Source organism: Streptomyces sp. NPDC092045, assembly GCF_044756005.1.
Classification (GTDB): domain Bacteria; phylum Actinomycetota; class Actinomycetes; order Streptomycetales; family Streptomycetaceae; genus Streptomyces.
This window is the reverse complement of the sequence record NZ_JBIVSC010000007.1, coordinates 119,120-145,099: the sequence shown is the minus strand read 5'-3', so window position 1 is coordinate 145,099 and position 25,980 is coordinate 119,120. Positions and strand designations below refer to the sequence as shown.

Genomic DNA, 25,980 nt, shown 5'->3' with positions numbered 1-25,980 from the left:
CCGCGCCTGTGGTACTGCCTTACGGAAGCAATGTGATATTTGCCCCGTAATGCCGCGCAATGCCGTGAAAGGTGCCGCCCGTGTCGCAGGAAGAAGAGAGGCCGGAAGGCCGTCGGAAGGGCGCCGAACGGGCGAGGAGCCGGGGGCTGCCGGTGCTGCCGACCCTCCTCACCCGCTCCGACCGGCGCCACCACGCCCGTACCGACCGGATCGTGTTCGGGGTCGCCGCCGTCCTCACCCTGGCCTTCGTCGTCTGGGGAGCCACGGCCACCGAGAGCCTTCAGGACGTCTCCAGCTCCCTCCTCGACGGGCTGATCCGCGACGGCGGCTGGGCGTTCATGCTCGCCGCCTCCGGGTTCGTCGTCTTCGCGCTGTGGCTCGCCATCAGCCGCTACGGCCGGATCACCCTCGGCCGGGAGGAGGAGGGCCCCGAGTTCCGGACCGTGTCGTGGATCGCCATGATGTTCAGCGCCGGCATGGGCATCGGCCTGATGTTCTACGGCGTGAGCGAACCGCTCGCCCACTACGGCACCCCGCCGCCCGGCACCCACCCCGTCGACTCGGCCGAGCGGATGCAGACCGCCATGGCCACCACGCTCTTCCACTGGACGCTCCACCCGTGGGCGATCTACGCCGTCGTCGGCCTCGCCATCGCCTACTCCAGCTTCCGGCGCGGACGCCGCCAGACCATCAGCGCCGTCTTCGTCCCGCTGATGGGCGAGAAGCGGGCGTACGGCGGTCCCGGCCGGGTCATCGACATCCTGGCCATCTTCGCCACCCTCTTCGGCTCCGCCGCCTCCCTCGGCCTCGGCGCGCTCCAGATCGGCAGCGGCTTCGAGGAGCTGAACTGGATGGAGAAGACCGGCACGGGGCTGCTCGTCGCCATCATCGCGGTCCTCACCGTGGCCTTCGTCCTCTCCGCCGTCTCCGGCGTGGAGCGCGGCATCCAGTGGCTCTCCAACATCAACATGGTGCTCGCGGCGATCCTCGCCGTCTTCGTCTTCGTGGCGGGCCCCACCATCATCGTGCTCGACCTGCTGCCCACCTCGATCGCCGCCTACATCGGCGACCTGCCGCAGCTGGCCGGCCGCACCGAGGCGACCAGCGGCGAGAACATCCACGACTGGCTGGGCAGCTGGACCGTCTTCTACTGGGCGTGGTGGATCTCCTGGACGCCCTTCGTCGGCATGTTCATCGCCCGCATCAGCCGGGGCCGGACCATCCGCCAGTTCGTCGGCGGGGTCATCCTCGTCCCCAGCACCGTCAGCCTGATCTGGTTCGCCATCTTCGGCGGCACGGCGATGAAGCTCCGGGAGCAGGGCGAACTGGCCGGGGAGAGCACCCCCGAGGGACAGCTCTTCGGCGTCCTCCAGGAGTTCCCGATCGCCGGCACCATGAGCCTGCTCGTGATGATCCTCGTCGGCATCTTCTTCGTGTCCGGCGCGGACGCCGCCTCGATCGTCATGGGGACGCTCTCGCAGCGCGGCTCCTTCGAGCCCACCCAGCCCGTGGTGGTCTTCTGGGGCGTGGTGACCGGCGCGGTCGCCGCGATCATGCTCCTCATCGGCGACGGCGAGGGAGACGCGCTCGCGGGCCTGCAGAACCTCACCATCCTGGTCGCGGCGCCGTTCGTGCTCGTCATGATCGGGATGTGCGTGGCGCTCATGCGGGACCTGCGCAGGGACCCGCTCATCGTCCGCGGCGAGATGGGGGAGGAGGCCGTCGAACTCGCCGTGATCGCCGGACACGAGAAGTACTCCGGGGACTTCGAGCTGCGGATCGGGCCCGGAGAGGGCGAGTCGGGCCAGGACGGCCGCTGACGGAGGACGGGGGGCGGGGACCGGGGCGGCCCGCGCCCGGTGGGGGCCGGCCTTCCCGCGGGCGGCCCCCACGGCGGCCGGGACGCCCGCGGGAACCGCCCGCCCGGCGGTCAGGCGGGGGAGTCGGCGGGGCCGGCGGTGAGGTCGGTGGAGCGCAGCAGCCGCAGGAACGCCTTCAGACCGGCGATGATCTCCTCGTTGTCGGTGAGCCGGTTCACCGTCGCCTCGAACTCGCGGGCCAGGGCCGCCACGCTCCGGTCGGTCCGCTCGGCGCGCTCGTGCGCGGAGAGGCCGACCGCTTCCACGGTCCTGCGCAGCTCTGCCAGGGCCCGGTACTGCTCCTCCGCCTTGTCCTGGAGCACCGTGCCGCCCGCTTCGAGGGCGGCGACCCGCTCCCGCAGCGCCACCACGTCGTCCCGGGGGTACGTCACCTCCCGGAGCAGCGTGCCCAGCCGGCCGCGCAGTCGGCCGAAGTACGCCCCGGCCGGCCGGAACACCGTGCTCAGCAGGAAGAACCCGGCGCACCAGTAGCCCGCCTCCCGGCCGGTCGCGGCGGCGACCGCGAGCACGGCGGCGGCCGTCGCCACGTGCCCGGCGACGGCGACCCGCAGCATCACGCGCGCGATCCGCCCCGCCTCGGCGTCCCGCTCCCCGGAGACTTCGAGGCCCTTCTCGCGGCTGACCGCGATCTCGGCGAGGACCGCGTGCGCCCGGAAGTACAGGTTCCACGGCGCGGTCAGGAGCAGCAGGAGCCAGAGCAGCCCGAGGACGCCCGCCCCGACGGCGAGCACCGTCCCGGGCGGCGCCCCCACCGCGTACGCCAGGACCAGCGCCCCGACCGCGAGGCCCGCCACCACGAACGCGCCCACGACCCTGCTCATGCCGTCCCCCTCCGGACCGGTGCGCGGGGACCCGCGCACGCCTGCGGTCATGGTTCCGTCGAAACCTGCCCCCGGCATGAGTACGGCTACTCAGAAACGGGACCGTTCCCGAACCCGCCCTTCAATAGAGGCCGTTCATGGCCGCCCGCACCTCCGCGAGCGTGGCGTCGGCCACCGCGCGGGCGCGCTCGTTCCCCTCCCGCAGCACCGCGCGGAGGTGGGCCCGGTCCTCCGCGTACGCCGCGCGGCGCGCCCGGACCGGCGCCAGGTGCTCGTTGACCGCCTCCGTCACGGTCCTCTTCAGCGCGGCGGCCCCGCCCGAGCCGATGCCGGCGGCGATCTCCTCGGGGGTGCCGCCCTGGCAGAGGGAGGCCAGGAGGAGCAGGGAGGACACCTCGGGGCGGTGGACCGGGTCGTACGCGATGCGGCGCTCGGAGTCGGTCTTCGCGCCCCGCAGCAGCCGGGCGGTCTCGTCCGCGCTCGCCGCCAGGGCGACGGCGTTGCCCCGGCTCTTGCTCATCTTGGTCCCGTCGGTGCCGAGCAGCAGCGGCGCGTCGGAGAGCAGCGCCTCGGGCTCGGGGAACACCCCGTCCCCGTAACGGGCGTTGAAGCGGCGGGCGATGGTCCGGGTGACCTCCAGGTGCGGCAGCTGGTCCTGGCCGACCGGGACCAGGTTCGCCTTGCAGAAGAGGATGTCGGCGGCCTGGTGGACGGGGTAGGTGAACATCAGGCCGCTGACGGCGGACTGCCGGGAATGGGCGATCTCGTCCTTGACGGTGGGGTTGCGGTTCAGCTCGGCCACGGACACCAGGCTGAGGAAGGGCAGCATGAGCTGGTTGAGGGCGGGGACGGCGCTGTGGGCGAAGACCGTGCTCCGCGCCGGGTCCACCCCGATCGCGAGGTGGTCGAGGACCAGCTCCTCGACGTGTCCGGGCAGGTCGTCCGCCACGTCCCGGTCGGTCAGGACCTGGTAGTCCGCGACGATCACGAACAGTTCCACCCCGAGGTCCTGGAGCCGGACCCGGTTGCGGAGCGTGCCGAAGTAGTGCCCCAGGTGCAGCCGTCCGGTGGGCCGGTCCCCGGTGAGGACGCGGAACCGCCCCGGACTCCGGCGGACCTCCTCCTCCAGGGCGGCGCTGCGGACCCGTGCGTCGGCCGTGACGGAGGGAGGGACGGGGGCGGGAGGGACGGTGGTGTTCACGGGGTCTCCTGGTGGGTCGTGGACGCCGCCGAACGACAGGACCCCGTTCAGGGAAACGCGAAAGGGCCGTTCGTCCGAACGGCCCTTGGGTCATGCGCGAGGAACGGCCGCTCCTAGGAGGAGCGCCGCCAGCTCGGACACGACGAAGAACGCATGGGTGAACCTTACAGGCCTCCGCCGGTGCACCGGCGGAGGCCCGCGGGTGCACCGGCGGCCCTCAGGCCAGGACGACCGGGAGCTCGAAGAGGTCGTTCTGGGTGACGACCGGCTTGTTGCGCAGCTCCTCGCGCGGCACGGCGAGCCGCAGCTCCGGGAAGCGCCCGTACAGCGCGGGCAGCGCCACCGACGCCTCCAGGCGGGACAGCGCCGCGCCCGGGCAGACGTGCGGGCCGTGGCCGAAGGAGATGTGCCGGTTCGGCGCGCGGGTCACGTCGAAGTCGCCCGCCGTCGGACCGAACTGGGCCTCGTCCCGGCCGAGTGCGCCGAACGACACGATCAGCCCCTCGCCCTTGGGCAGGACCCGGTCGCCGACCTCGATGTCCTCGGTGGCGAACCGGATCAGGACGTGCGAGGTGGGCGTCGACCAGCGCAGGGTCTCCTCGATCACGTTCTCCCACGGCACCTCGCCCCTGAGCACCAGGTCGCGCTGCTCGGGGTGGGTGCTCAGGGCGACCACGGCGTTCACGATCAGGCTGATGGTCGTCTCGTGACCGGCGGCCACCATGAGCTGGAGGGTGTTGGTGATCTCCTCCGTGGTGAGCCGGTCGCCGTCCTCCGACGCCTCGATCAGCGCGCTGGTGAGGTCGTCGCCGGGCGCCTCCTTCTTGCCCGCCACGATCCCCGAGAACAGGGCGCCCAGGTCCGCCATCATCTGCGGCACCTCCTCGGGCGGGGTCTGCGTCGAGAAGAACTTGTCGAACAGCTCCTTCATGCGCGGCTGGTCGGCCCGGTCCACGCCCATCAGCTCGCAGACCACGTTCATCGGCAGCGGGTACGCGAACTCCGCCTTCAGGTCCACCGTCCCGCCCGCCGGGCGCTCGGCGAGCCGGTCCAGCATCTCCGTGGTCAGGGCCTCGATGCCGGCGCGCAGCCGCTCCACCCGGCGCGCGGTCAGCGCCTGCGCGACCAGGGTGCGCAGCCGCCGGTGCTCCTCGCCGTCCACGGTCAGCATCGACCTGCCGGGGTTGGCCAGGCCGATCAGCGGCCAGTCCAGGGGTATCTCGCCGCGCTGCCAGGCGCCCCAGACATCGATGTCCTTGACCAGCCGGGGGTCGGTGAGCAGCTTCCGGGCCTCGGCGTGGCGGGTGACGGCGAAGCAGGGCACCCCGCCCGGCAGGACGACCCGGGCGAGCGGTCCGGCGGCGCGCAGCCGGGCGCTCTCGCCGTCGAGGTCGGTGACGAACGGGTCGAGCTCGATGACGTCGGTGCCGGACGCGGCGGTGTGGTCGTACGGGCAGCTCATCCGAGGGCTCCAAGGGCGGGGGTCGGGGTGTAGGTCACGGGGAGCGCGGTCAGCCCGCGCAGCCAGGGGGAGGGGCGGCGGGCGAGGGCCTCCGGGGCCACCGCGAGGTCCACGTCCGGCAGCCGGTCGAGCAGCACCTCGATGCCCGTCCGGGCGATGGTCTCGGCGACCTCCTGCGCGGGGAACGGGCAGCGGTGCTCGCCGTGCCCGAAGGACAGGTAGGCGTTGTTGCCGCCGGTGAGCGCGCCGGAGTCGGCCCGTACGTGCGGGTCGGAGTTGGCGGCGGCCAGGCCGAGCAGCAGCAGGTCGCCGCCGCCGATCCGGCGCCCGCCGAGGTGGGTGTCGCGCGAGGCCCACCGTCCGGCGACGTTCTGGGTGGGCGTGTCCTCCCAGAGGACCTCGTTCATCGCCTCGCCGACGCTGTGCCGGCCGCCGGACAGCGAGGCCGCGAACCGGTCGTCGGTGAGCATCAGGCGCAGCGAGTTGCCGATCCAGTCGGCGGTGGGCTGGTGGCCGGCGGCCATCATCACCATGAGGTCCTGCGCGACCTCCTCGACCGTGAAGCCGGCCGTGTTGCCGAGCATCCGCGAGGCGACGTCGTCGCCCGGGGCCTCCGCCTTGGCGGTGAGCAGCCCGAACATGGACTCGCCCAGGTGGCGCTGGCCCTCCAGGGCGCCCTCCTGGCCGTTGATCATGTCGTTCATGGCCTTGACGAGCCCGGGGCCCTGCTCGTCGGCGAAGCCGTAGACGCTGGCGAGGACCCGGACCGGCAGCAGCATCGCGTACTCGGCGATGATGTCGCAGGAGCCCTTGCCGCACAGCGTGTCGATCAGCTCGTCGGCGAACCGCTCGGCGCGCTGCCTGAGGACGAACGGGTCGATCGCCTCCAGGGCGCCCGAGACGACGTCCGCGCGCTCGCGGTGCCGCTCGCCGACGGTGTAGAGGATGGACGGCTGCTTGCGCCCGATCATGGGCAGCAGGGGCCAGTCCGCCGGGATGCGGTCCCACTGGTTCCACAGGTCGGAGTCGCGCGAGAAGAGCACCGGGTCGCTGGTGACCTGGTGCAGCTCGCGGTAGCCGAGGACCAGCCAGGCGGGCACGCCCCCGTCCAGGACGACCGGGGCGACCGCCCCGTGCTCGCGGCGCATCTGCCGGTACAGCTCGGTGGGGTCGGTCTGGAACCGGGGCCCGCCCAGGGGGACGGGCCGGGGCGCGGAGTGGGGCACGGGGCAGGTCACGGGGCGGGCTCCGGAATGGGCTGCGGCGTCGGGTCCTGGGCGACGACGGACTGCAGGTGCTCGACGAGCGTGATCAGGACCTGCTTGCTGGACTCGCGCGACCGGGCGTCGCAGAAGACCAGCGGGACCCCGTCGGAGAGGTCGAGGGCCTCGCGGATCTGCCCGGCGGTGTGGGCGGGGCCGCCGAAGTCGTTGCAGGCGACGACGAACGGCGTGCCGTGGTGCTCCAGGCGGTCGATCGCGTACCAGGAGTCGGCGAGCCGGCGCGTGTCGACGAGCACGACGGCGCCGAGCGTCCCGGAGAACAGCCGGTCCCAGAGGAACCAGAACCGCTCCTGTCCGGGCGCCCCGAACAGGTAGAGGATGTTGTGGGCGTCCAGCGAGATCCGGCCGAAGTCGAAGGCCACGGTGGTGGCCGTCTTCGCGGCGACGCCGACGGTGTCGTCGACGCCCTCGCCCGCCTGCGTCATGGTCTCCTCGGTGTTCAGCGGACGGATCTCGCTGACCGAGCGCACCAGGGTGGTCTTGCCGACGCCGAAACCGCCGACGACGACGATCTTCAGTCCGTTGTCGGCGGTGCTGTGCAGGGTCTGGCGCTGTTCAGAGGTTACGGAGTCCAACGAGCACCTGCTCCAGGATGTCGTGATCGGGAAGGCGGTACGACGCGCGGGGGTGCCGTGCGCTGATCCGGCCGGTGTCGTGGAGGTCGGCCAGCAGGATCCGGGTGATCGACACCGGCAGGCCGAGCCCGGCCGCCACCTCCACCACCGCCGTCGGGAAGCGGCACATGCGCAGGATCACGGCGTGCTCGGACTGCATGCCGGGGGCCGGGTCGCTCTCGGCGACCACGAGGGTCACCAGGTCGAAGGCGTCGGACCCGGCGCGGCTGCGGCCGCCGGTCAGGGTGTAGAGCCGGTCCGGGGAATCGTCCCTGCCCGGCCTGGGTCGGCTCATCCCCGGGGCCTCGCGACCAGGTACTCGCCGAGCTGTTCGACCAGTTCGGACATGTTGTGGCCGACCAGTCCGGCGTCGGCGTCCTCGTCGGCGACGAGCGCGAGGTGGGCGCCCTCGCCGGCCTCCACGATGAACAGGATGCCGCCGTAGAACTCGGCCATCGCGGAACGGACGCCGCCCGTGCCGTCGCCGAACTCCACGGACGCACCGTGCGACAGGCTCTGGATGCCGGCGGCGATCGCGGCGAGCTGGTCCGCCTGGTCGACGGAGAGCTCGGGGGTACGGCAGAGCTTGAGGCCGTCACGGGAGAGCACCAGGGCGTGTCGGGTGCCCGGGGTGCGTTCCAGCAGGCCCTCCAGGAGCCAGCTCAGCTTCTCGTCGGTGGTGGTGCCGGTCATTTACGGGGTGCCTTCCGGGTGCGGGGAGTTCGAGGACGGCGACGTCCGGGGGGCGGACGTCCGGCCGGCCTGGTCGGACGGGACGGGCGGGTCGGCCGGGGAGCCGTCCGCCGCCGGGGAGGTCTCGGGGCCGGCGTCGGGCCGGTCGGCGGCGTCGCGGACCGCCCGGCGGAAGGTGCCGAAGCGGGACGCCGCCCCGGCCGCCGCGCCGCTGCGCGGGCCGGCCGCGCGGGGCTTCGCGGCGGCGTCGGGCCCCTCGGGGTGGGCGGCGGCGAGCGCGCGGCCGCGACGGCGGCGCGGCAGGCCGCTCTCGCCGAACTGCGGGTGCTCGCCGGTGCCCTCACCCGCGGTGTCCGGGGCGGTGTCGGGCTCGTGCACGGTCTCGGGCTCCCGGACCCGCGCGCCGGCGGGGGAGGGCGACGGGGCGTCGGCCGGCGCCCGGTCGGGAACGGGCGCGGTCAGGCCGCGGCCGGACACGGGGGGCAGCGCGGCGCCGGGCGCGGCCGGCGTCTCGGCGGGCACGTGGCTGATCAGCTCCTGCGGCAGCATCAGCAGGGCGCCGGTGCCGCCGCGGGCCGAGGGGCGGAACGACACGGTCAGACCGTGCTTGCGCGCCAGCCGGCCGACGACGGCCAGGCCGAGCCGGGTGCCGGACAGACCGGCCAGGTCCTGGTTCTCCGCGCTCACGGCGGTCTCGGCGCGCCGGAGCTGCACGTCGCTCATCACCAGGCCGCTGTCCTCCACCGCGATGATGACGCCGGCGGGGACCTCCTCCACGTACACGTGGACCTCGGCGGTGGGCGGCGAGAAGTTCGCGGCGTTGTCCATGAGTTCGGCCAGGGCGTGCATGACGCCCTCGGCGGCGTGGCCCGCCACGGCCGCGTCGCTGCTGGAGTGCAGCCGCACCCGCTGGTAGCCGCCGATCCGGCCCATGGCGCCGCGCAGGATCGACTCCATGACGATCGGGCGGGCCCAGCGGCGGCCGGACCGCGCTCCGGTCAGCACGGCGATGGAGTCGGCGAGCCGGCCCGCCTGGGCGGTGCGGTGGTCGAGGTGCAGGAGGTCGGTCAGGACGTTCTCGTCGGCGTGCCGGTGCTCCATCTCCCGCAGGTCGGCCAGCATGCTCGTGGCGAGCGCCTGCATGCGGCCGGCCGCGTTGGCGGCGGCGGCCATGGCGGCGGACCGGCCGGACTCGGCGCGGCGCAGCCGCTCCTCCAGGCGCGCGACGTCGGCGGCCCGGGCCCGGGCCAGCTCCGCCGTCTCGGCCGCGTGGGCGCGGACCAGTTCCTCGGTCCGAGCGGCGCGGGCGGCCTCGGCGGCCGCGGTGTCCGCCGCGTACCGCTCCCTCAGGGCCGCGGTCTCCCGCTCGGCCGAGGCCGCGGCCGCCGAGGCGTACGCGTCGCGGGAGGTGAGTTCGGCGGTGAGCGTCTCGACCCGGCGGCCGAGGGCGCGCGAGGAGCGCCCGTACCAGGTGACGGCGAAGGCCGAGGCGGCGAGCAGCAGGACGCAGCAGACGGCGAACCAGGCGAGCGCGGGACGGACCCCGGCCGGCGCCGCGGCGGTCGCCGCCGCGGCGAGCGCACCACCTGCGGCGGCTGTCAGCAACGAGGCGAGCAGGGCAGGGCGGAAGGGGGTGGACGGCGCCGACATCAACCAGACTCTCAGAAACGGGCACGCGGGGAAGGGAGTCGCAACGACGGCACTATAGAGGCGAGATTGATCAGTTAGGAACTCACGTGATCGGATCGGTAGGCAGGTAAAGATTCAACTGTCCCATTTATGCAATCAAGAGTGATCGAATTTACTCACAGTTCACCGAAGTGCCGGTCCTCGTCCGCTCCCTGTCGGGCGCTCAGGCCGTCGGCCGTCACGCGTTGAGGTACTCGACGTGCAGACTGCCGGGCACGTGCCGGCGCGTCCGCCCCCGGCCCCACGCGCCCGGGGCGAACTCCACGCAGAAGTGCCCCGCCTCCGGGTGGCGCCGCGCGTGGGAAGGCGCCTCCTCGACGAACCGGCGCAGCGCGGCACCCTGTTCGCGGAACGCGGTGGAGCTGCCGACGACGAACAGCGTGTGCGCGGCGACGTCGAAGGCGAGGTGGTCGCGGTACGTCCGGTGGTGCCGCCGCTCGTGGTCGACGGCGTCCTCGTCCGGAAGGTCGTCGTCGGGCAGGGACACGGTGCCGGGCACGCCCGCGCCGAGCCGCGCCCTGACGCCCTTCCAGGCCGAGGCCGGGAACTGGAGGCTGTGATGGACCAGCACCAGGTCGAGCGCGACCGGCTCGGTCCCGCCGGCGTCGTCGTGGGGCGCCGGATTGCCCCGGAGCGGCAGGTACACCAGTGACCGGGCGGACCGGGCGGCCAGCGCCCACAGGGTGGCGAGCCGGTCGGCGCCGTCCCGGTCGGCGTACATCGACAGCCAGTGCCCGTCGTCGCGCAGCGCCGGCCCCGTCGCGTCCGGCCCGGGGACCGACCGCACCACCCGGAGCTCGCGCCCGTCCAGACCGACCCTGTGCACCCGCACCCGCTGTTCCACGTCTTCCCTCCGGCTCGCCGTCGTCGCACCCTAAGCGGAACCGCCGGATCGCGCCCCCCGATTGACGACCGGCGCCCGCCCTACCGCTCGCGCTCGACGAACGCGGGGCGCAGGGAGTCGTCGACCGGGTCGTAGTAGCGGTGGAACACCGGAGTGGCCGAGCCGGAGACGGGCGGGACGATCCAGCTCCAGTCGGCGGGGGTCGGCCTGCCGTGGCGGGTCTCGCGGTCGATGTGCCGGAGGAACCGCTCGGACTCCGTGTGGTGGTCCGCCATCGTCACCCCGGCCTCCTCGAAGGAGTGCAGCACCGCCACGTTCAGCTCGACCAGCGCCCGGTCCCGCCACAGCGTCCGCTCCGACGAGCGGTCCAGACCCAGACGGTCGGCGACCACCGGCAGCAGGTTGTAGCGGTCGGTGTCGCCGAGGTTCCGCGCGCCGATCTCCACCCCCATGTACCAGCCGTTGAACGGCGCCGCCGCGTAGCGCACCCCGCCGATCTCCAGCGGCATGCCGCTGATCGCCGGCACCGCGTACCAGCGGAGCCCGAGCTCCGCGAACCACGGGTGGTCCGGATGCCGCAGCGGCACCTCCAGGACGCAGCCGTCCGGCAGCTCGTACCACTCCGGCCGGGCGTCCGGACGCTCCCGCACCATCAACGGCAGTATCTGGAAGGGGTCCTCGGTCCGCTTCCACCCCAGCTCGCGGGCGCGCGCGGTCGGCTCCGCGCCGCGCGGATCGCCGAGCCAGCGCCCCTCCGGGGTGCGGTGCCCCGCGTAGCGCACCAGCTGGTCGTTGACGATCCGGGGCCCGGGGCGGCCGGGCCGGTCCGGCGCGAAGACCGAGATCACCGGCCGGATCCGCCCGCCGTTGCCGGCCAGCCTCAGGTGCTCGAAGCAGGCCTCGGCGATCCCGTCGGCCGAGGAGACGTGCCGCAGGTCGCGCACCACGAGACTGCGCCAGTAGAGCCTGCCGATGCAGCGGGCCGCGTTGCGCCACGCGACGCGGGCGCCGAACGCCAGCTCGTCCTGGGTGTGCGCGTACGTGCCGGTCCGGTCGATCTCGGCGAGCACCGCGCGGACCCGGGACTCCGCGTCACCCGCCCGCGGCTCCTCCCGGTGGAACTGCCGGACGAAGCGCTCCGCCTCCCGCCGGTCGGTGGCGTGCGGCTCCGCCTCGCGCGGTCGTGGGGGCCCCTGGGGGCCGGGGGTGACGTCGGACGTGAACGGACAGACGTCGACGGGGGCCGACTTCCGCCGGCGGCGCAGACTGAAGACCAAGGTGTTCCCTCCCGGCCTCCATGACTACCCGATGTGTTCGCGCGCGTGTGGAGAGTGTGCGTACGTCGTACGGGAACGGCACCGCGCTGGTACCGTGTCCGGTTCGCTACGACTCCTGGGCACCCGGCACGTTCTGCTCCGCCCAGACCACCTTGCCGGTGACCGTGCGGCACGAACCCCAGCGGCGACAGAGCATGTTGATGAGCTGGAGCCCTCGCCCGCCCTCGTCGCTGAGGTCCGCGTGCTGGATCTGCGGCAGGTCGGGCCCCGTGTCCGAGACCTCCACGACCAGCCGCTCGCCGCGCCAGAGGCGCAGCTCGCCCGGCCCGTTGCCGTACCGCAGCGCGTTGCCCACGAGCTCGGAGACCACCAGCTCGCAGACGTCCGCGAGCTCGTCGAGGCCCCACTCGGAGAGCTGACCGGTCACCAGGTTCCGCGCGACCGAGGCCGCCCGCCCGTCCTTCGGCAGCTCCCACACCCGCAGGTCGTCGCGCGGGGACGGCGAGTCCGTCGCGACCAGGAGCACCGCCTCGTCGAACCGCTCGGCCCCGGCCGGAGCGCGCTCCACCAGACCGCCCGCCTCCAGCGACCCGGGGGTCAGGCCCAGCGCGGCCGACCGCAGCCGCTCCAACTGCTCGTCCAGGTCCTCGGTCCGGGTCTTGATGAGCCCGTCCGTGTACATCACCAGGTGCCCGCCGTCGGGGACCTTCAGCCGGATCGGGTCGTACGGGATCACCCCCGCGCCCAGGGGCGCGCCGGCCGGCACGTCCGCGAAGTCCGCCGCGCCCCGCCCGTCGAGGAGCAGCGGCGGCAGGTGCCCGGCACTGGCCAGCGTGTAGCTGGAGTCCGCCGGGTCGTAGACCGCGCACAGACACGTGGCGACCTGCTCGTCCTCCAGGTCGCGGGTGGCCAGGTCGAGCCGCGCCAGGACCCGCTCCGGGGCCATGTCCAGGGTCATCAGGGTGCGGGCGACGGCCCGCAGCCGGCCCATCGTGGCGGCCGCGGGCAGCCCGTGCCCCATCACGTCCCCCACCACCAGGGCCGTCCGCCCTCCGGGCAGCGCCATCACGTCGTACCAGTCCCCGCCCACCCCGTGGCCGGCCGTCGAGGGCGCGTACTCCGAGTGCAGCCGCAGCCCCGGCGTCACCGGCGTCGCGCGCGGCAGCAGACTGCGCTGCAACGAGACCACGTGCTCGCGCTCGCGCCCGTAGAGGCGCGCGTTGTCGATGAAGACGGCCGCCTTCGAGGCGAGCTGCTCCGCCAGGGCCAGGTCCGTGGAGGAGAACGGCGGCGTTCCGCGCCCGCGCACGAAGTCCGCGCTCCCGAGCAGCAGTCCGCGGGCGATCAGGGGCACGGCCAGGTAGCTGTGCACCCCGGCGGCGCGCATCTGCGCCGCCGCGCTCGCCGTCGGCGCGACGCGGGAGAAGTCGTCGCCCCGCATCCGGCTCAGCAGGACCGGCTTGCCCTGCCGGAGGCAGTACCTGTGCAGCAGCGTCTCGTGCCGCTCCTCGGTCTGGACGTAGGTCTCGCCCACCGGGGTCGGCTCCAGGGAGGAGAGCTCCTCGATGGCGCACAGCGCCGTGGCCCGCAGCAGCGGAATGCCCTCCCCGGTCCACCGGGCCCCCTCCTCGCCGCGCAGGACGCTCTCCAGGACGTCCACGGCGGCGCCGTCGGCGAACCGGGGCACGGTGAACTCGGCCAGTTCCTGCGCGGTGCGCTCCAGATCCAGGGTCGTGCCGATCCTGGAGGTGGCGGAATTCAGCCATGCGAGCTGGCTGCGGGTGGTGAACCGGTCGGGCGGCAGCAGACCCCTGCTCCTGCGGAACCGCGCGCCCGCACCGGCCGAGTGGTGGGCCGACGGACTGCTCCCGGCCGAGGCGCGGCTGGTCAGGCGCCGCCTGTCGCTCCCGCCGTTCACTCTTTCGGCCTCCAGACAGGAATGTGACGCCATCTGTTGCACAGTCTGCACCGGAAGAGGCCACAGTGCATCAGGCATGCGGAAGCAACCTGCGCAAGTATGCCCGCGGCCACGCTGAGTCACCCGGGCGCGACCGTCCGCGACGCCGGACCGGGGCACGGGGCCTCCGGGCGGGCCGCCCGTACCGGAGGCCCCGTCCTCAGATCCCCACGACCTTGGCCGCCGCCGACACCTCGTACACCAGGGTGACCGTGCGGCGGCCCCCCGGCGGCAGGGAGACGTCCCAGCGGACGATGCCCTCCGCGTCGACCGGGGCGGGCGCGGGGGAGCAGGACTCCTCGCGCAGGCGCACCTCCACCGCCGAGACCTCGGAGACGGGGATCCGCTCCCGCACGACCACCACCCGCTCGCCGTCCTCGCCGGGCGCGGAGAACCGGGACAGGTGCAGCCGGACCGTGCGGGTGGTCACGGCCCGCTGGGTCAGCCCGGTCGTGTCGTGGGACTCCTCGGCGTACCGGACGACCCGGATGTCGTCGCGGCTGCCGCAGGCCAGCTCCGCGCGGGCGCCGGGAGCGGTGAAGTCCAGCGTGCCGCGACCGGCGAAGCCGCTGCCGCGTACCAGGTCCACCGGTCCCGCGAGCAGGGCGTGGCCGGACCGGTTGTCGAACCGCACCACCTGGGTGACCAGCGGCGACAGCTCGGGGGAGCAGGCGTACTCGCCGCCCGCGTCCGTGGTGAAGGCGGAGAGCGGCACCCGGTGCGCACGGCCGTCGCCCGGCACGGAGACCGGCGCCGGGGCGTTCAGGACGCGCGCCTCGCCGCCGTCGTCGACCCCCGGCAGCCCGAGCACCGGCGCCGGTCCGAGGTCCCCGATCAGCTCCTCGCGCACCTCGACGTCGACCGTGCGGCGCTCGGCGGCGGAGCGGTCCCTGAGCGTCAGCCGGTCCTCGGCCAGGCGCGGCGGCTCGGTGGCGAGCGCCGAGCGGGCCGTCGACAGCGTCAGCCGCACGTCCGACCAGTCCTCGCCGGTCCGCTGCCAGACCACGGCCTCGGTCTCCAGGGTCAGCGAGCCGCCGTCGAGCACGGCCCGGTAGGCGGGCCGCCACAGCGCGCACGGGGTGAGGTGGCCGAGCCGCAGCCGGGCCGGGCCCGGCTCCGCCGCCTCCACCGTCAGCTCCACGTGGGCGACCAGCTCGGCCGGCTCCCGCTCGGCCTCCTCCAGGGCCCGCAGGGTCGCGCCGTGCTCGGCGGCGAGGTCGGTCAGCCGGGCCTCGACGGCGCGGAGCCGTTCGGCGTACGTGTCGCGCTCGGCGTCCACGCGGTCCAGTTCCCGGCCCCAGCGCTCCCCCTCGCTCTCCCCGGCGCCGGCGCCCTCGCGGATCTCCCGCAGCAGGTCGGCGGCGAGCCCGCCCAGCAGGTCGAGCCGGACGCGCAGCCGGTCGCGCTCCCGCTCCGCGGTGCGCCGCTCCTCTTCGAGGGCGTGCGCGCGCAGACGGAGGGCGGAGTCGCCGTCGGGCGAGGGGACCGGGCCGCGCGGCGTCCAGGTGCGGACGATCCGCGCGCCCAGCACGGTCGCCGGGCGGTCGGAGACCAGCTCGGCGTGGAGGGTGCGGTCGACGGCGAGCGCGCTGACCGGGCCGAGGCGCAGCCGCTGGACACCGGCCGTCAGGTCGAGGTCGGCGGTCCGCTCGACGTGGGCGCGGTCCTCCAGGCAGGTGACGGCGGTGACGGGAAGGGCGATCGGTCGGGTTTCCGTGGTCATGGTGGGGTCAGCTCCTGCGGTTGCCGTCGACCAGGGCCTTGCCGGCCGGGACGCGGATCTCGTAGCCGCCTTCGAGGACGGCGGTGCCACCGGCGGGGAGTTCGACCCGCCGGACGCGGGTGCCCGCCGCGTGCTCCTCGGGCCCGTCCTCGGGCACCGCCCAGCCGTCCCGCTCCTCGATCCGCACGTCGGGCTCGGAGGTGACCGGCACCCGTTCGCGGACCTCCACGACGGCGGGCGCCGCGAGCCGGTTCACCAGCTCCACGCGCACCTGGTGGTCGAGCACGGTGACGTTGTTGCGCAGGCCCGCGGTCGACTCCCGCAGATGGGTGCGGCGGGTCACGCGGACCGCCTCGGCCGGGCCCAGGCCCAGCCGCCCGACACCGCCGGGGGCGAGCGTGGGGAGCGCGGCCGTCAGCAGGAACTCGCCGTCGACGGTGACCTCCACCGGCCCGGCGAGGAGGGCCCGGCCGGTCGCGTTGGAGACCACGAGCGTCGCGTACACGGTCTCCTCCACGGACGGCACGCAGAGGTGTTCGGTGCGCAGGCCGACCGGGATCTCGCCGACGGCGACGGTGTGCCAGGTGCCGTCCGACGGCACGTCGGCGCGGGCGTCCGCGTCGAAGCGGTGGTCGAACGAACCCGCCGACTCGCGGGGACGCACGGCGTACCGGGGCAGCGGCAGCGCGGCCGCCCCCTCGGCGCGGCGGCGGTGCTCGGTCGCCACGGCGTCGAAGGAGGAGCCGGGGAACAGCCTTCCCCGGCGCGCCTCCCGGTCCTCGGGTCCGGACAGGACCAGGGAGGCGTAGTCCAGCTCGTCGCCGTCCGGGCGCGGCGGACCCGACGGCGCCGGGGGCGGCGGCGCGGCCGGGGCGGGCGCGCCGGGAGCCGCGGGCGCCATGGAGCGCCGGGCGGCCTTCGGCGCGGAGCCCGGCGCGGCGCCGTAGCCCTGCGGCGCGGGTCCGGGTGCCCCGCCGAAGGCCTCGGGGGCGAAGCCGTACGCGGCGCCGGGCGGCGGGGGCGCTCCGGTGAGGGCGGGCGGTCCGGCGAAGCCCGGCGGCGCCGGGGCCGGGGGCGGCGCCGGTACGGGAGCGGCCGCGACCGGTACGGCCGCGGAGCCCGCCACGGCGCCGCCGAGCGGGGAGGAGGCCGGGACGGGCCGGGGGCCGGCCGCCTCGTACCCGCCGAAGAGGTCGGCGAGGCCCGCCGGGGGCTCGCGCCAGCCGGACGGCGCGGGGGCCGCCTGCCGGCGTCCGATCCGCACCGAGCGCAGGCGCGGCAGGTCGGTGCGGCGCCGCAGGTCCGCGGTGGCCAGCGCGAGGCGCACCCCGGTCCAGTCCTCGCCGGTCCGCTGGGCGACCGAGGCGCGCAGCACCAGCCGCCCGCCGTCCTCGTCCCGGCGGTGGGAGAGCCGGTAGGCCGGCACCCAGACGGCGCCCGGCACCCCGTACTCCAGTTCCACTTCCGCCGGAGCCTCCCCGCCGGCCGCGCCGTCGAGGGTCAGGACGGCGCGGACGCCGGTCCCGACGTGCTCGGCGGGGGCGTCGGTGGAGGCCCGGTCGAGCCGGTCGAGGGCGACGGAGAGCGCGTGCCCGACGCGGCGCAGCTCCTCCTCGAACCCGGCGAGACCCGCGTGCAGCCGGGCCAGCCGCTCGTCGACGAAGTCGGCGAGGTCCAGCCAGGCGTCGACCGCGGTGCGGCGGTGCGGATCCTCGCGCTTGCGGGCCGGAGGGACCGGATGCAGGCCCTCGACCTCGGCGATCAGGGTCCGCTGCCGGTCCCGGCGCCCCTCGGCCGCAGCGTGCGCGTCGCGCAGCCGTTCGACCTCGCGCCGCAGTTCGTCGGGCGGGCCGCCGTCGAGCGGCTCGGACGCGACCTCCACCCGTGCCTCGGTGACCCGCACGCCGGAGGGGCCCAGGACGCGGGCCCGCAGCGACCCCGGGTCCAGGGTGCGGGGCAGTCCCGCGACCCGCACCCGCCCGTCCCGGGGCACGACGCCCCGGGCCAGACGGCGGCAGACCGCCCCCTGCGCGTACACCACGACCGAATCGAGGGTCGACCCCCAGCTCCGGGCCGTCTCCTCCGACATGCGCCTCGCCCCCTGCCCCGTCCGTCGTACCGGTCGAAGCCTACGCGGACGGGCCGCGCCCCGGGCCCGGAGGCGTCCCTCAGGCCTCGGGCGCCTTCGCCAGGACCGTCCGCACCTCCTCCGCCAGCGCGAGGAAGTCGCCGGTCGGCGCGGTGGGGTAGCTCCGGTGGTCGCGGGCCCAGGCGTCGTCCTTCGCGAACCAGTCGACGGCGACCGGCGCCCGGCCGGTCGCCAGGGCGGTGTCGAGGCTCGCGAAGTACGCGGCCCAGCGCGGCGCGTAGAGGTCGCGGACCAGCCCGTCCCACTCGCGGTTGGCGTAGTCGCGCAGCCCCGCCTCGCTCGGCCCCCGGCCGCCCCAGGTGGTCAGGATCGAGCGGGCGTCGTACTCCAGGCGGTCGCGCTCGGCCGGGTCGGCGCCCCAGGAGCGGGCGCTCTCCAGCCAGGGGCCGAGCAGGAACCGCCGGTCGGAGCCGACGAGCCGGCCGAGCAGCTCCGTGTGGGAGTTCCACTCGCGCACCAGCGTCCGGAAGCGTTCCAGGTCCTTGGCGTCGTACGCGGCCCTGATCCCCGGCAGCAGCACCCGGCCGCGGTTGGTGAGCGCCTGGCGCGCCACGTCCACCAGGTCGTGGCGGTACGCGTCCGTGGTCCGCAGCGCGGGCGCGACCCGGAGCAGTTCCGCCAGCGCCCGCTCCACCGTGGTGGCGTCGTACCGGGAGAAGGCCGGGCTCCAGCGCGCGGACCCGGTCGCGGTGAGGCTCGGCCGCGCGGTGAAGAGGCTGTCCTGCGGCTCGCTCCACGTCCCCGGCGCCATGCCGTACGGGCCCCGGCGCAGCTCCTCCCAGGCGGCGGCCGCGTGCGGGTCGGCCCCGCCGTAGCGGCGGGCGGCGTAGTCGGCGAACCAGGCCCGCTGGTCGACGGGCCCCGGCTCCCAGGCGAGTTCGGTGAACAGGTCGAACCCGGCGGGGTTCCCGCCGGTGGCCTCCGGCAGGTAGGCGATGCCGCGCAGCGCGGAGCCCGGCGTGGTCCGCCAGGAGTGGAAGCGCCCGCCCCACGCGCCGGTGTTGGCGCCGAGACTGGTGTGGCCGCCGAAGTTGGCGATCGAGCCGAAGGCGTAGGGCGTGCCGCCCCACTCGGTCTCGCGGTCGAGGCCGTCGTAGCGGTCGGAGAGGCCGTCGACGATCAGGACCCGGTCGCGGTCCACCCCGCTGAGGAACGCGGCGGTCGGGTTCTTCTGCCAGCCGAGCATGACCCAGGTGGCGCCGGGGCGGGCGGTGTCCAGGGCCCGCTGGACGGCCCCGGCGGCCGCGGCGACGTCGACCCCGCCCGCCGTGCCGCCCTCGTGCAGCAGGTCCATCTTGAACATGTCGCCGTCGCCGTCGCCGAACCGCTCCCGCTGGACCCGGTAGTAGGCGGCGGCGAGCCGGTCGAAGACCAGGCCGGTCGGGTCCAGCCAGTCGGGCCGGTCGAACCCCACCCACTTGCCCTGCGGCACGGTGACCGCGCCCGGGTTCCGCTCGGCGAAGCCCGGCGGCACCGTGCCGAAGTAGCCCGGCAGGACGGGGGCCATGCCGAGGGAGCGGAGCTGCCGCGCGATCCGGGCGCCGAGCGCCGCGCGGGCCTCGATCAGCTGTTCGGAGACCGGGCCCGCGAAACCGGACATGTTCTGCAGCAGCCACCAGGCCTGGTGGCCGGGGGCGGGGATCCAGCTCCGCAGCTCCTCGGCGCCGTAGCCGAACTCCTGGAGGGCCCGGTAGTACGGGTACTCGGCCCCGGTCGGCACGAAGACCTCGTTCACGCCGTGCAGGGCCATCAGGTCGATGTCGCGGCGGTACGTCTCGAAGTCCCGGTAGGCGCCCGAGTAGCCCTCGTCGGTGTCGTTCAGGGCGTAGCGGTGGGGCACGTTCGCCGACCGGGTGAGGGTCCCGGGGACCGCGGGGAGCACGGCGGGCAGCCGGCCGAGGCTGTCGCCCGGCCAGCCGATGTCGACCCCGGCGACCCGTTCCAGGTACCGGCCCGCCCCGGCGAGCAGCGTCGCCGGCGAGGTGCCCCGCACCTGGATCCTGCCCGCTCCGCCGGAGACCGCGAAGTAGTCGCCGGACTCCGGCCGCTCGACGGGGATCAGGGTGAACTGCCGTGCCCGCGAGGACAGCAGGCGCTCCAGGCTCGCCCGCGCGGGCGCCGGGTCGAAGACGGGCGCGGCGGCGGAGGAGGCGGTCCCGCCCCGGTCGGACAGCGCGCCGGGCGTCACCGCCGTCGCGACGACGAGCACCACGAGGACGAGGACGTGACGGCATCGGAGGATCGGACGACTGCCCATGTGCTTCCCTGCTCGAAAGAGGCCGGCGGATCGTCCGCCCACTTTCCTACGCGCCCCCTCGCGCCGGGCGGAAGCGGAGCGGGGCCCGGCGGGGTCTCATTCATACGGGTGTACACGGCACCCGCCGGCGCGCGAAGCCGCCGGTGCGGAAGGCCGGAGGCGCACGAGGTCGCCCGTCGCGCGGTGCTCCGGTGGCAGGGGAGCCAAGTCCCCTGTCCGCACGAGTGGTTGACGAATGGTCTGGACCAACCTACGGTCGGCTGGAGCGCGCGCCACCCCCAGGACCCATCCCCCCACGTCCCAAGGAGCACGCATGCCAGGCCCCAGGATCACCCGCGTCCTCGGAGCGGGTCTCACCGCCCTGCTCACGGCCGCCGCCCTCGCCGCGCCCGCCGCCGCCGAAGGCGCGAAGCCCGAACGGACCGCCGTGTCCGCCCCCGCCTCCGGAACCGGAGCGGCCGCCGACACCTGCGCCCTCAAGCCCAAGCCCGCCGGAAAGGTCCTCCAGGGGTACTGGGAGAACTGGGACGGCGCGGCCAACGGCGTCCACCCGCCCTTCGGCTGGGCCCCCATCGACGACCCGCGCTTCGCCGCCCACGGCTACAACGTCATCAACGCCGCCTTCCCCGTGATCCGTTCGGACGGCACGGTGCTGTGGGAGGACGGCATGGACAGCACCGTCCGCGTCGCCACCCCCGCCGAGATGTGTCGCGCCAAGGCGGCCGGGGCGACCGTCCTGATGTCGATCGGCGGGGCCACGGCGGGCATCGACCTGAACTCCGCGGCCGTCGCCGACCGGTTCGTCGACACCATCGTGCCCATCCTGAAGAAGTACAACTTCGACGGCATCGACATCGACATCGAGACCGGCCTGGTCGGCAGCGGCTCCATCACCACCCTCTCCGCCTCCCAGGCCAACCTGATCCGCATCATCGACGGCGTCCTCGCCCGGATGCCCGCCGGCTTCGGCCTGACGATGGCGCCGGAGACCGCGTACGTCACCGGCGGCAGCGTGGTCTACGGCTCGATCTGGGGCGCCTACCTGCCGGTCATCAAGAAGTACGCCGACAACGGGCGCCTGTGGTGGCTCAACATGCAGTACTACAACGGCAGCATGTACGGCTGCTCGGGCGACTCCTACTCCGCCGGCACCGTCGCCGGGTTCGTCGCCCAGACCGACTGCCTGAACAAGGGCCTGGTGATCCAGGGCACCACGATCAAGGTCCCGTACGACAAGCAGGTGCCCGGCCTGCCCGCCCAGCCCGGCGCGGGCGGCGGCCACATGGCCCCGTCGGCCGTGGCCCAGGCGTGGAACCACTACAAGGGCGCCCTCAAGGGCCTGATGACCTGGTCGGCGAACTGGGACGGCGCGAAGGGCTGGACCTTCGGCGACAACGTCAAGGCGCTCCAGGGCCGCTAGGGCGTGTGTCGAAAGTCCCGCCTGCCCTCCGGGTAGACGGCGCTACTTTCGACACACGCCCCAGGACCCGAACCGCCGGACGGGCCCGGGCCCGTCCGGCGGCTCAGGGGAAGAGGACCCGGGCCAGGGCGAGGCCGACGAAGACGGCGCCGAGCCCGGCGACGACGGAGGCGGCGACGTTCGCCACGGCGAGGAACCGCGCGCCGGACTCGGCCAGCCGCAGCGTCTCGTAGGAGAACGTCGAGTACGTCGTCAGCGCGCCGCACAGCCCGGTCCCGAGGAGCAGCTGCGCGGTGTGCCCGGCCGCGCCGGACAGCGCGGCCCCCGTGAGCAGGCCGAGGAGCAGGGAGCCCACGACGTTCACGGTGAAGGTGCCCCACGGGAAGACGGTGTCGTGTCGGGCCTGGACGGCGCGGTCGGTCAGATAGCGCAGGGGCGCGCCGACGGCGCCACCGGCGGCCACCAGGAGGAAGTCGTTCACCGCGGGCCCTCCCCGGCCCCGTCGACGAGGGCGGTCGGACGGACCGCCGGATCCGTACGCCGGATCACGACGCGCTCCGGTGGGACAGGAGGCGGCGCGTGCCGAACGCGCCGGCGGCCACCGCCGCCGTCGCGGCGGCGACGGTCGCCACGAGGTACGTGAGCGCCGTGCCGGCGCGGCCCGCGTCGACGAGGCGTTCGACGTCCACGCAGTACGTGGAGAAGGTGGTGAACCCGCCCAGGAACCCGGTCCCGAAGAACGGGCGCAGGAGGGGGTGGGCCGTGAAGGCCTCGGTGACGGCGACCAGGAGGACGCCGATCGCCAGGCACCCGGCGGCGTTCACCGTCAGCGTCGTCCAGGGGAAGGCGGCCGCGGGCGTGGGCCACAGCAGCGACGCCCCGAAACGGGCCAGGGCGCCGAGCGAGCCGCCCGCCGCGACGACCGCGACCACCGCCGGGGTGCCGTGGCCCGCGCGCCGGGACCCCCGGCGCCGGCGGACGTCCGCGGGAGTGACGTCGGGGTCGACCGGCTCGGAGGCCGTGGTCGGTGGGGGTTCTTCGGAACGCATGCCTCTCCCTACGCGTGGTCCCCCGCTCGCGCGGATGCGGGCGGGGACGGGTCACGAGTAGGGACCGTCGGCGACAGCGCGTGCCGCGGTTCGGGTACGGCGGGCCCCACCGCCGCGCGACGGCCCGGGGACGGTCGCGTCTCCAGGATAACGGGCGGCACCGGGACACCGCCGCCCGGCACGGGACGGGGCGGGGCAGGTGAGGAGGGGTGGGGGGACACGCGGGAGCGCCGGTGCGCGGCCGCCGGGAACGGCCGCGCACCGGCTCCCGTCAGGCGGTGTGCAGGGTGAGGCCGTAGCGGCCGAGGATCTCGTTCACGGGCTGGAACCATGTCTCGCCGCCGGAGGAGCAGTTGCCCCAGCCTCCGGAGGTGACGCCCTGGGCCTGGTCGCCGCTGATGAACGCGCCGCCGGAGTCGCCGCCCTCCGCGCAGACGCTGGTCTTCGTCATCTGGTGCACGGCGCCCTGGCTGTAGTTGACCGTCTGGTTCTTGCCGAGGACCGTGCCGCAGTGCCACTTCGTGGTGGAGCCCGAACGGCAGATCGACGCGCCCACGGGCGCCTCGGCGGAGCCGCGCACCAGCCGGTCCGAGGTGACGCCCCAGCCGAGGACGACGGGCACGGTCCACCAGCCGCTGTGGATGCTCACGTACGCGTAGTCGTCACCGGGGAACGAGGAGCCCTGGAAGGTGCCCATGGCCGAGCCGTCCCAGCCGCGCACCGCCGCTCCGGCCCGGCCGCAGTGACCGGCCGTCACGAACCCGCCGTGCACGGAGAAGCCGATCGAACAGCGCACGTTGCCGGTGTAGTACGGGTCGCCGCCGACGGTCCCCGCCGCGTAGGTGCGGGGTGCGGCGGCCGTCTCGGTGACGGTGACCGGCCCGTTCGCCCGGGCCTTCTCGACGAAGGCGCGCACCGAGGGGGCGTCCCGCTCGGCGCGGACGACCGTGACGGCGACGCTGTTCGTCCTCGGGTCGACGTGCCAGCCGGCCACGCCCTTCGGCGCGGAGAGCCCGTCGAGGCGGGCCTTGGCCCGGTCGAGGGCGGCGGCGCTGTGGCGGACCACCCGGGTGTCGGCGCCGAGCGCCCGCACCCCGGCCTCCTCGGCCCGGTCGGTGAGGGCGACGACGAGCCGCCCCGAGGAGGAGTCGAACCACGAGCCTCCGTACGCGCCTCCGGCCGTCTGCCGGGCGGCCTTCTCGACCTCCGTCGCGGTCTTCTCGGCGCGCAGCCGCTCCTCGGCCTGGGTCCGGGTCAGGCCGAGGTCCTGCTGGAGGGCGTCGAGCAGTCCGGCCGAGGCGGAGGGGGCGGCGGGCGGCTCGGGGAGCGGGGCGGCGTTCGCGGCTCCGAGGCCGGTGGCGCCGAGACCGAGCGTCAGCAACAGGGCCGCGATGGCGGAGCCCAGGGGGGTGGTGCGTTTCACGAAGCCTCCTGGTGTGGGGGTGTCGAACGCTTGAGAGCGCTCTCACGGAGCGTCGGCCGTTACGCTAGCGGCATTGACTTGGCAGGTCCATACCAAAAACACGACAGCGGTCGTCGGTCTCGCGGGACGTCCGCGTCCGCCCCCTCGGGCATCCGGACGCGCGAACGGGCCGCCGGTCGTCCGGCGGCCCGTTCCCCCGGGGGCGTACGACCGGAGCCCGGTGGGCCCGGCCGGCCGGGCCCGGCCGGCGTACGAGGTCGGGTGTGTGCGAGGTCGGGTGAGCGCGGGGCCTGGTGCGTGCGGGCCGAGCGCGCCCCCGGCGTGCCTCAGCCGCGCCGGGGAAGGCGCTTCGCGAGGAACTCCTCGAACGTCACCCGGCCCACGGCCCGCTCCGGCGTCAGGTGCCCGCCCGCCCGGAACCCCCGGTAGGCCTTTCCGGCCAGCGGCACGTTCACCAGGCGGCGGTGCTGGCCGATCGCCTCCAGGTACGCCCGGGCCAGCTCCGCCAGCGGACGCACCTCGGGGCCGCCCATGTCCGGCACCCGGCCCGCGGGCTCCCCGGCCGCGAGTTCGGCGAGGCGGGCGGCGACCTCCGCCACCTCGATCGGCTGGTCCGAGACGCCGGCGGGGAGCGGCACGACCGGCACCCTGGCCGCGTTGCGCAGGAACTCCACCACCAGGTCGTGGAACTGCGTGGTCCGCAGCACGGTCCACCCGAGCCCGGACCCCTCGATCGTCTTCTCGACGGCCAGCTTCGTCCGGTAGTAGCCGAGCGGCACGCGGTCGACGCCGACGATCGAGATGTGGACCAGGTGCCGGACCCCGGCCCGGCGCGAGGCCCCGACCAGATGCCGCGCCGCCCGGTCGTCGCCGCCGCGCAGCGTGGTCGCGCAGTGCACCACCCTGTCCACACCCTCGACGGCCGCGTCCAGGCCCGTGCCCCCCTCGCGCAGGTCCACCGCGTACGGCCGCGCGTGGCGGCTCAGCACCCGCACCTCGGCGCCGTCCTCGCGCAGACGCTCGGCGACGAGCCGTCCGAGCGTTCCCGTACCCCCGGTCACCAGGATCGTGGTCATCGTGTCTCTTCCCTCCGCAGGGTGCGCGCTCCCCGGTGGAACGCGCTTCGTCAGCCGAGAACCGGCGAGCCCCCGGAAATGTGACAACCGGCGCCGTCCGGCCTCATCCCAGGACGCCTCCCCGGGCGAGCTGCCGGCCCGCGAAGGCCAGCTTGTCCGGGTTCATCACGACCTCCACACGGCTGATGGCGCCGTCGCGCACCTCGAAGGCGGTAGCACGTAGACGGCCCGCTCCGTCGGGGTGAGCCGTTCGAGGAGCACGAGCAGGGCCGTCGAGACGGCGTCGCGCCGCTCGGCGGACTCCAGGGGGCCGAGCGTGCCGTCGCGGGTGAAGACGGGTTCGGGCAGCCACGGTCCCGCGTACTCCTCGCGCTTCGCGCGGGCCGAGGCGAGCCGGTTGGGGCCGAGGCGGGTGACGACCGTGGCGAGCCGGGCGGCGGGGTGGGCGATGGACGCGCGGTCGGCCCCGCTCCAGCGGAGGTACGCGTCCTGCACGGTGTCCTCCGCCTCCTCGGCGGAGCCGAGCATCCGGTGGGCCGGGCCGAACATCCTGGGCCGGTGGGCGGTGAACTCGGCGGCCGGGGCGTCGGCGGCGCCGTCGTCCGGGGCGAGGGGCTGCGCGGTCTCCGACGTCACGCGGCCAGCCTGCCACAGGGCCCCCGCGGAGGCCGGACACGGACCGGGCGCGGGTCGGTCCGCCGAGACGGCCCCGACCAGGTCGCCGACCTCGCGGTCCGGCAGGGCACGGGCCACGTCGGCCTGGGCGATGACGCCGACGAGGACGTGGCCGTCGATGACGGGCACGCGGCGGGCCTTGTGCTCTTTCATGACGTCGAGGACCTCCTCGGCCTCGGCGTCCGTCCGCACGCGGACGATCTCGTCCCGGGCGAGGCCGCCCACCCGGCACTCCGCCGGGTCGAGGCCCTCGGCCACCACCTCCAGCACGATGTCGCGGTCCGTCGGCATGCCCTTGGGCTTCTCGTCGGCGCCGCAGACCGGCAGCGCGCCGGCCCCGAGCTCGGCCATCCTCCGCGCGGCGTCGCGCACGGTCTCGCTCGCCTTCACGCAGGTCGCGTCCGGTGTCATCGTCTCGCGTGCCGTGGTCATGGGAATCGCCCCGGTCCGTTCCGTGGAAGTCCCGGCAGAAGTCCTGACAGGCAGG

General features: G+C 74.9%; 21 protein-coding genes. 2 read left to right on the top strand and 19 right to left on the bottom strand.

Annotation, left to right across the window (positions count from 1 at the left end):
• Window positions 1-152 precede the first annotated feature (152 nt).
• Entirely contained in the window at window positions 153-1,820 is a 1,668-nt protein-coding gene (locus tag ACIQKA_RS19900; protein WP_402541830.1) for a BCCT family transporter, read from the top strand.
• A gap of 110 nt (window positions 1,821-1,930) precedes the next feature.
• Here the strand turns inward: ACIQKA_RS19900 and ACIQKA_RS19895 are convergent, their stop codons facing one another.
• From ACIQKA_RS19895 to ACIQKA_RS19830, 14 genes are all read right to left on the bottom strand, one after another.
• Window positions 1,931-2,701 (bottom strand): hypothetical protein, encoded by a 771-nt coding sequence (locus tag ACIQKA_RS19895; protein ID WP_402541752.1) that lies wholly within the window; start codon window positions 2,699-2,701, stop codon window positions 1,931-1,933.
• A 121-nt stretch (window positions 2,702-2,822) separates the two neighbouring features.
• Window positions 2,823-3,902: a tryptophan--tRNA ligase gene (gene trpS, locus ACIQKA_RS19890; protein ID WP_383443718.1), complete on the bottom strand. Its 1,080-nt coding sequence runs from the start codon at window positions 3,900-3,902 to the stop codon at window positions 2,823-2,825.
• A gap of 217 nt (window positions 3,903-4,119) precedes the next feature.
• Window positions 4,120-5,364: a cytochrome P450 gene (locus tag ACIQKA_RS19885; protein ID WP_383434074.1), complete on the bottom strand. Its 1,245-nt coding sequence runs from the start codon at window positions 5,362-5,364 to the stop codon at window positions 4,120-4,122.
• Entirely contained in the window at window positions 5,361-6,602 is a 1,242-nt protein-coding gene (locus tag ACIQKA_RS19880; RefSeq protein ID WP_383156115.1) for a cytochrome P450, read from the bottom strand. Before ACIQKA_RS19880 ends, ACIQKA_RS19885 begins: the two co-directional genes overlap by 4 nt.
• Complete coding sequence (locus ACIQKA_RS19875) at window positions 6,599-7,222, bottom strand: ATP/GTP-binding protein (protein WP_053647516.1); 624 nt, start codon at window positions 7,220-7,222, stop codon at window positions 6,599-6,601. Before ACIQKA_RS19875 ends, ACIQKA_RS19880 begins: the two co-directional genes overlap by 4 nt.
• The gene (locus ACIQKA_RS19870) at window positions 7,203-7,556 is read right to left on the bottom strand and encodes a DUF742 domain-containing protein (RefSeq protein ID WP_383156113.1); all 354 of its coding nucleotides are present in this window, start codon (window positions 7,554-7,556) and stop codon (window positions 7,203-7,205) included. The genes ACIQKA_RS19875 and ACIQKA_RS19870 overlap by 20 nt, the downstream gene beginning before the upstream one ends.
• Complete coding sequence (locus ACIQKA_RS19865; RefSeq protein ID WP_030690508.1) at window positions 7,553-7,954, bottom strand: roadblock/LC7 domain-containing protein; 402 nt, start codon at window positions 7,952-7,954, stop codon at window positions 7,553-7,555. Before ACIQKA_RS19865 ends, ACIQKA_RS19870 begins: the two co-directional genes overlap by 4 nt.
• Window positions 7,955-9,604: a sensor histidine kinase gene (locus tag ACIQKA_RS19860; RefSeq protein WP_383156110.1), complete on the bottom strand. Its 1,650-nt coding sequence runs from the start codon at window positions 9,602-9,604 to the stop codon at window positions 7,955-7,957.
• A 217-nt stretch (window positions 9,605-9,821) separates the two neighbouring features.
• Window positions 9,822-10,487 carry a hypothetical protein gene (locus ACIQKA_RS19855; protein ID WP_402541749.1) on the bottom strand — a complete coding sequence of 222 codons (666 nt, stop codon included), beginning with the start codon at window positions 10,485-10,487 and terminating at the stop codon, window positions 9,822-9,824.
• Between the two features lie 80 nt (window positions 10,488-10,567).
• A complete protein-coding gene (locus ACIQKA_RS19850) occupies window positions 10,568-11,764 on the bottom strand; it encodes a nitric oxide synthase oxygenase (protein ID WP_402541747.1) in 1,197 nt (398 codons plus the stop codon).
• Between the two features lie 106 nt (window positions 11,765-11,870).
• A complete protein-coding gene (locus ACIQKA_RS19845; protein WP_383156103.1) occupies window positions 11,871-13,715 on the bottom strand; it encodes a SpoIIE family protein phosphatase in 1,845 nt (614 codons plus the stop codon).
• 166 nt (window positions 13,716-13,881) lie between these two features.
• Window positions 13,882-15,444: a mucoidy inhibitor MuiA family protein gene (locus tag ACIQKA_RS19840; RefSeq protein WP_402541745.1), complete on the bottom strand. Its 1,563-nt coding sequence runs from the start codon at window positions 15,442-15,444 to the stop codon at window positions 13,882-13,884.
• A gap of 7 nt (window positions 15,445-15,451) precedes the next feature.
• On the bottom strand, window positions 15,452-17,533 hold the full coding sequence (locus ACIQKA_RS19835) for a DUF4139 domain-containing protein (RefSeq protein WP_402541743.1): 2,082 nt from the start codon (window positions 17,531-17,533) through the stop codon (window positions 15,452-15,454).
• Between the two features lie 79 nt (window positions 17,534-17,612).
• Window positions 17,613-19,850, bottom strand: a complete 2,238-nt coding sequence (locus tag ACIQKA_RS19830; RefSeq protein WP_402541741.1) for an alpha-N-acetylglucosaminidase — start codon at window positions 19,848-19,850, stop codon at window positions 17,613-17,615.
• Between the two features lie 313 nt (window positions 19,851-20,163).
• Here ACIQKA_RS19830 and ACIQKA_RS19825 point away from each other — a divergent pair, with 313 nt between their 5' ends.
• Window positions 20,164-21,270 carry a chitinase gene (locus ACIQKA_RS19825; protein ID WP_383156097.1) on the top strand — a complete coding sequence of 369 codons (1,107 nt, stop codon included), beginning with the start codon at window positions 20,164-20,166 and terminating at the stop codon, window positions 21,268-21,270.
• A 103-nt stretch (window positions 21,271-21,373) separates the two neighbouring features.
• On the opposite strand, the gene crcB (ACIQKA_RS19820) is transcribed toward ACIQKA_RS19825, so the two are convergent.
• From crcB (ACIQKA_RS19820) to ACIQKA_RS19800, 5 genes are all read right to left on the bottom strand, one after another.
• On the bottom strand, window positions 21,374-21,751 hold the full coding sequence (crcB, locus tag ACIQKA_RS19820; RefSeq protein ID WP_383437758.1) for a fluoride efflux transporter CrcB: 378 nt from the start codon (window positions 21,749-21,751) through the stop codon (window positions 21,374-21,376).
• 64 nt (window positions 21,752-21,815) lie between these two features.
• Window positions 21,816-22,319, bottom strand: coding sequence for a fluoride efflux transporter CrcB (crcB, locus tag ACIQKA_RS19815; RefSeq protein WP_383443691.1), 504 nt, complete (start codon window positions 22,317-22,319; stop codon window positions 21,816-21,818).
• A gap of 271 nt (window positions 22,320-22,590) precedes the next feature.
• Entirely contained in the window at window positions 22,591-23,742 is a 1,152-nt protein-coding gene (locus ACIQKA_RS19810; protein ID WP_383437755.1) for a S1 family peptidase, read from the bottom strand.
• A gap of 326 nt (window positions 23,743-24,068) precedes the next feature.
• Entirely contained in the window at window positions 24,069-24,818 is a 750-nt protein-coding gene (locus ACIQKA_RS19805) for an SDR family oxidoreductase (protein WP_402541738.1), read from the bottom strand.
• 165 nt (window positions 24,819-24,983) lie between these two features.
• Window positions 24,984-25,925: a CBS domain-containing protein gene (locus ACIQKA_RS19800; protein WP_402541737.1), complete on the bottom strand. Its 942-nt coding sequence runs from the start codon at window positions 25,923-25,925 to the stop codon at window positions 24,984-24,986.
• Between the last annotated feature and the right edge of the window lie 55 nt (window positions 25,926-25,980).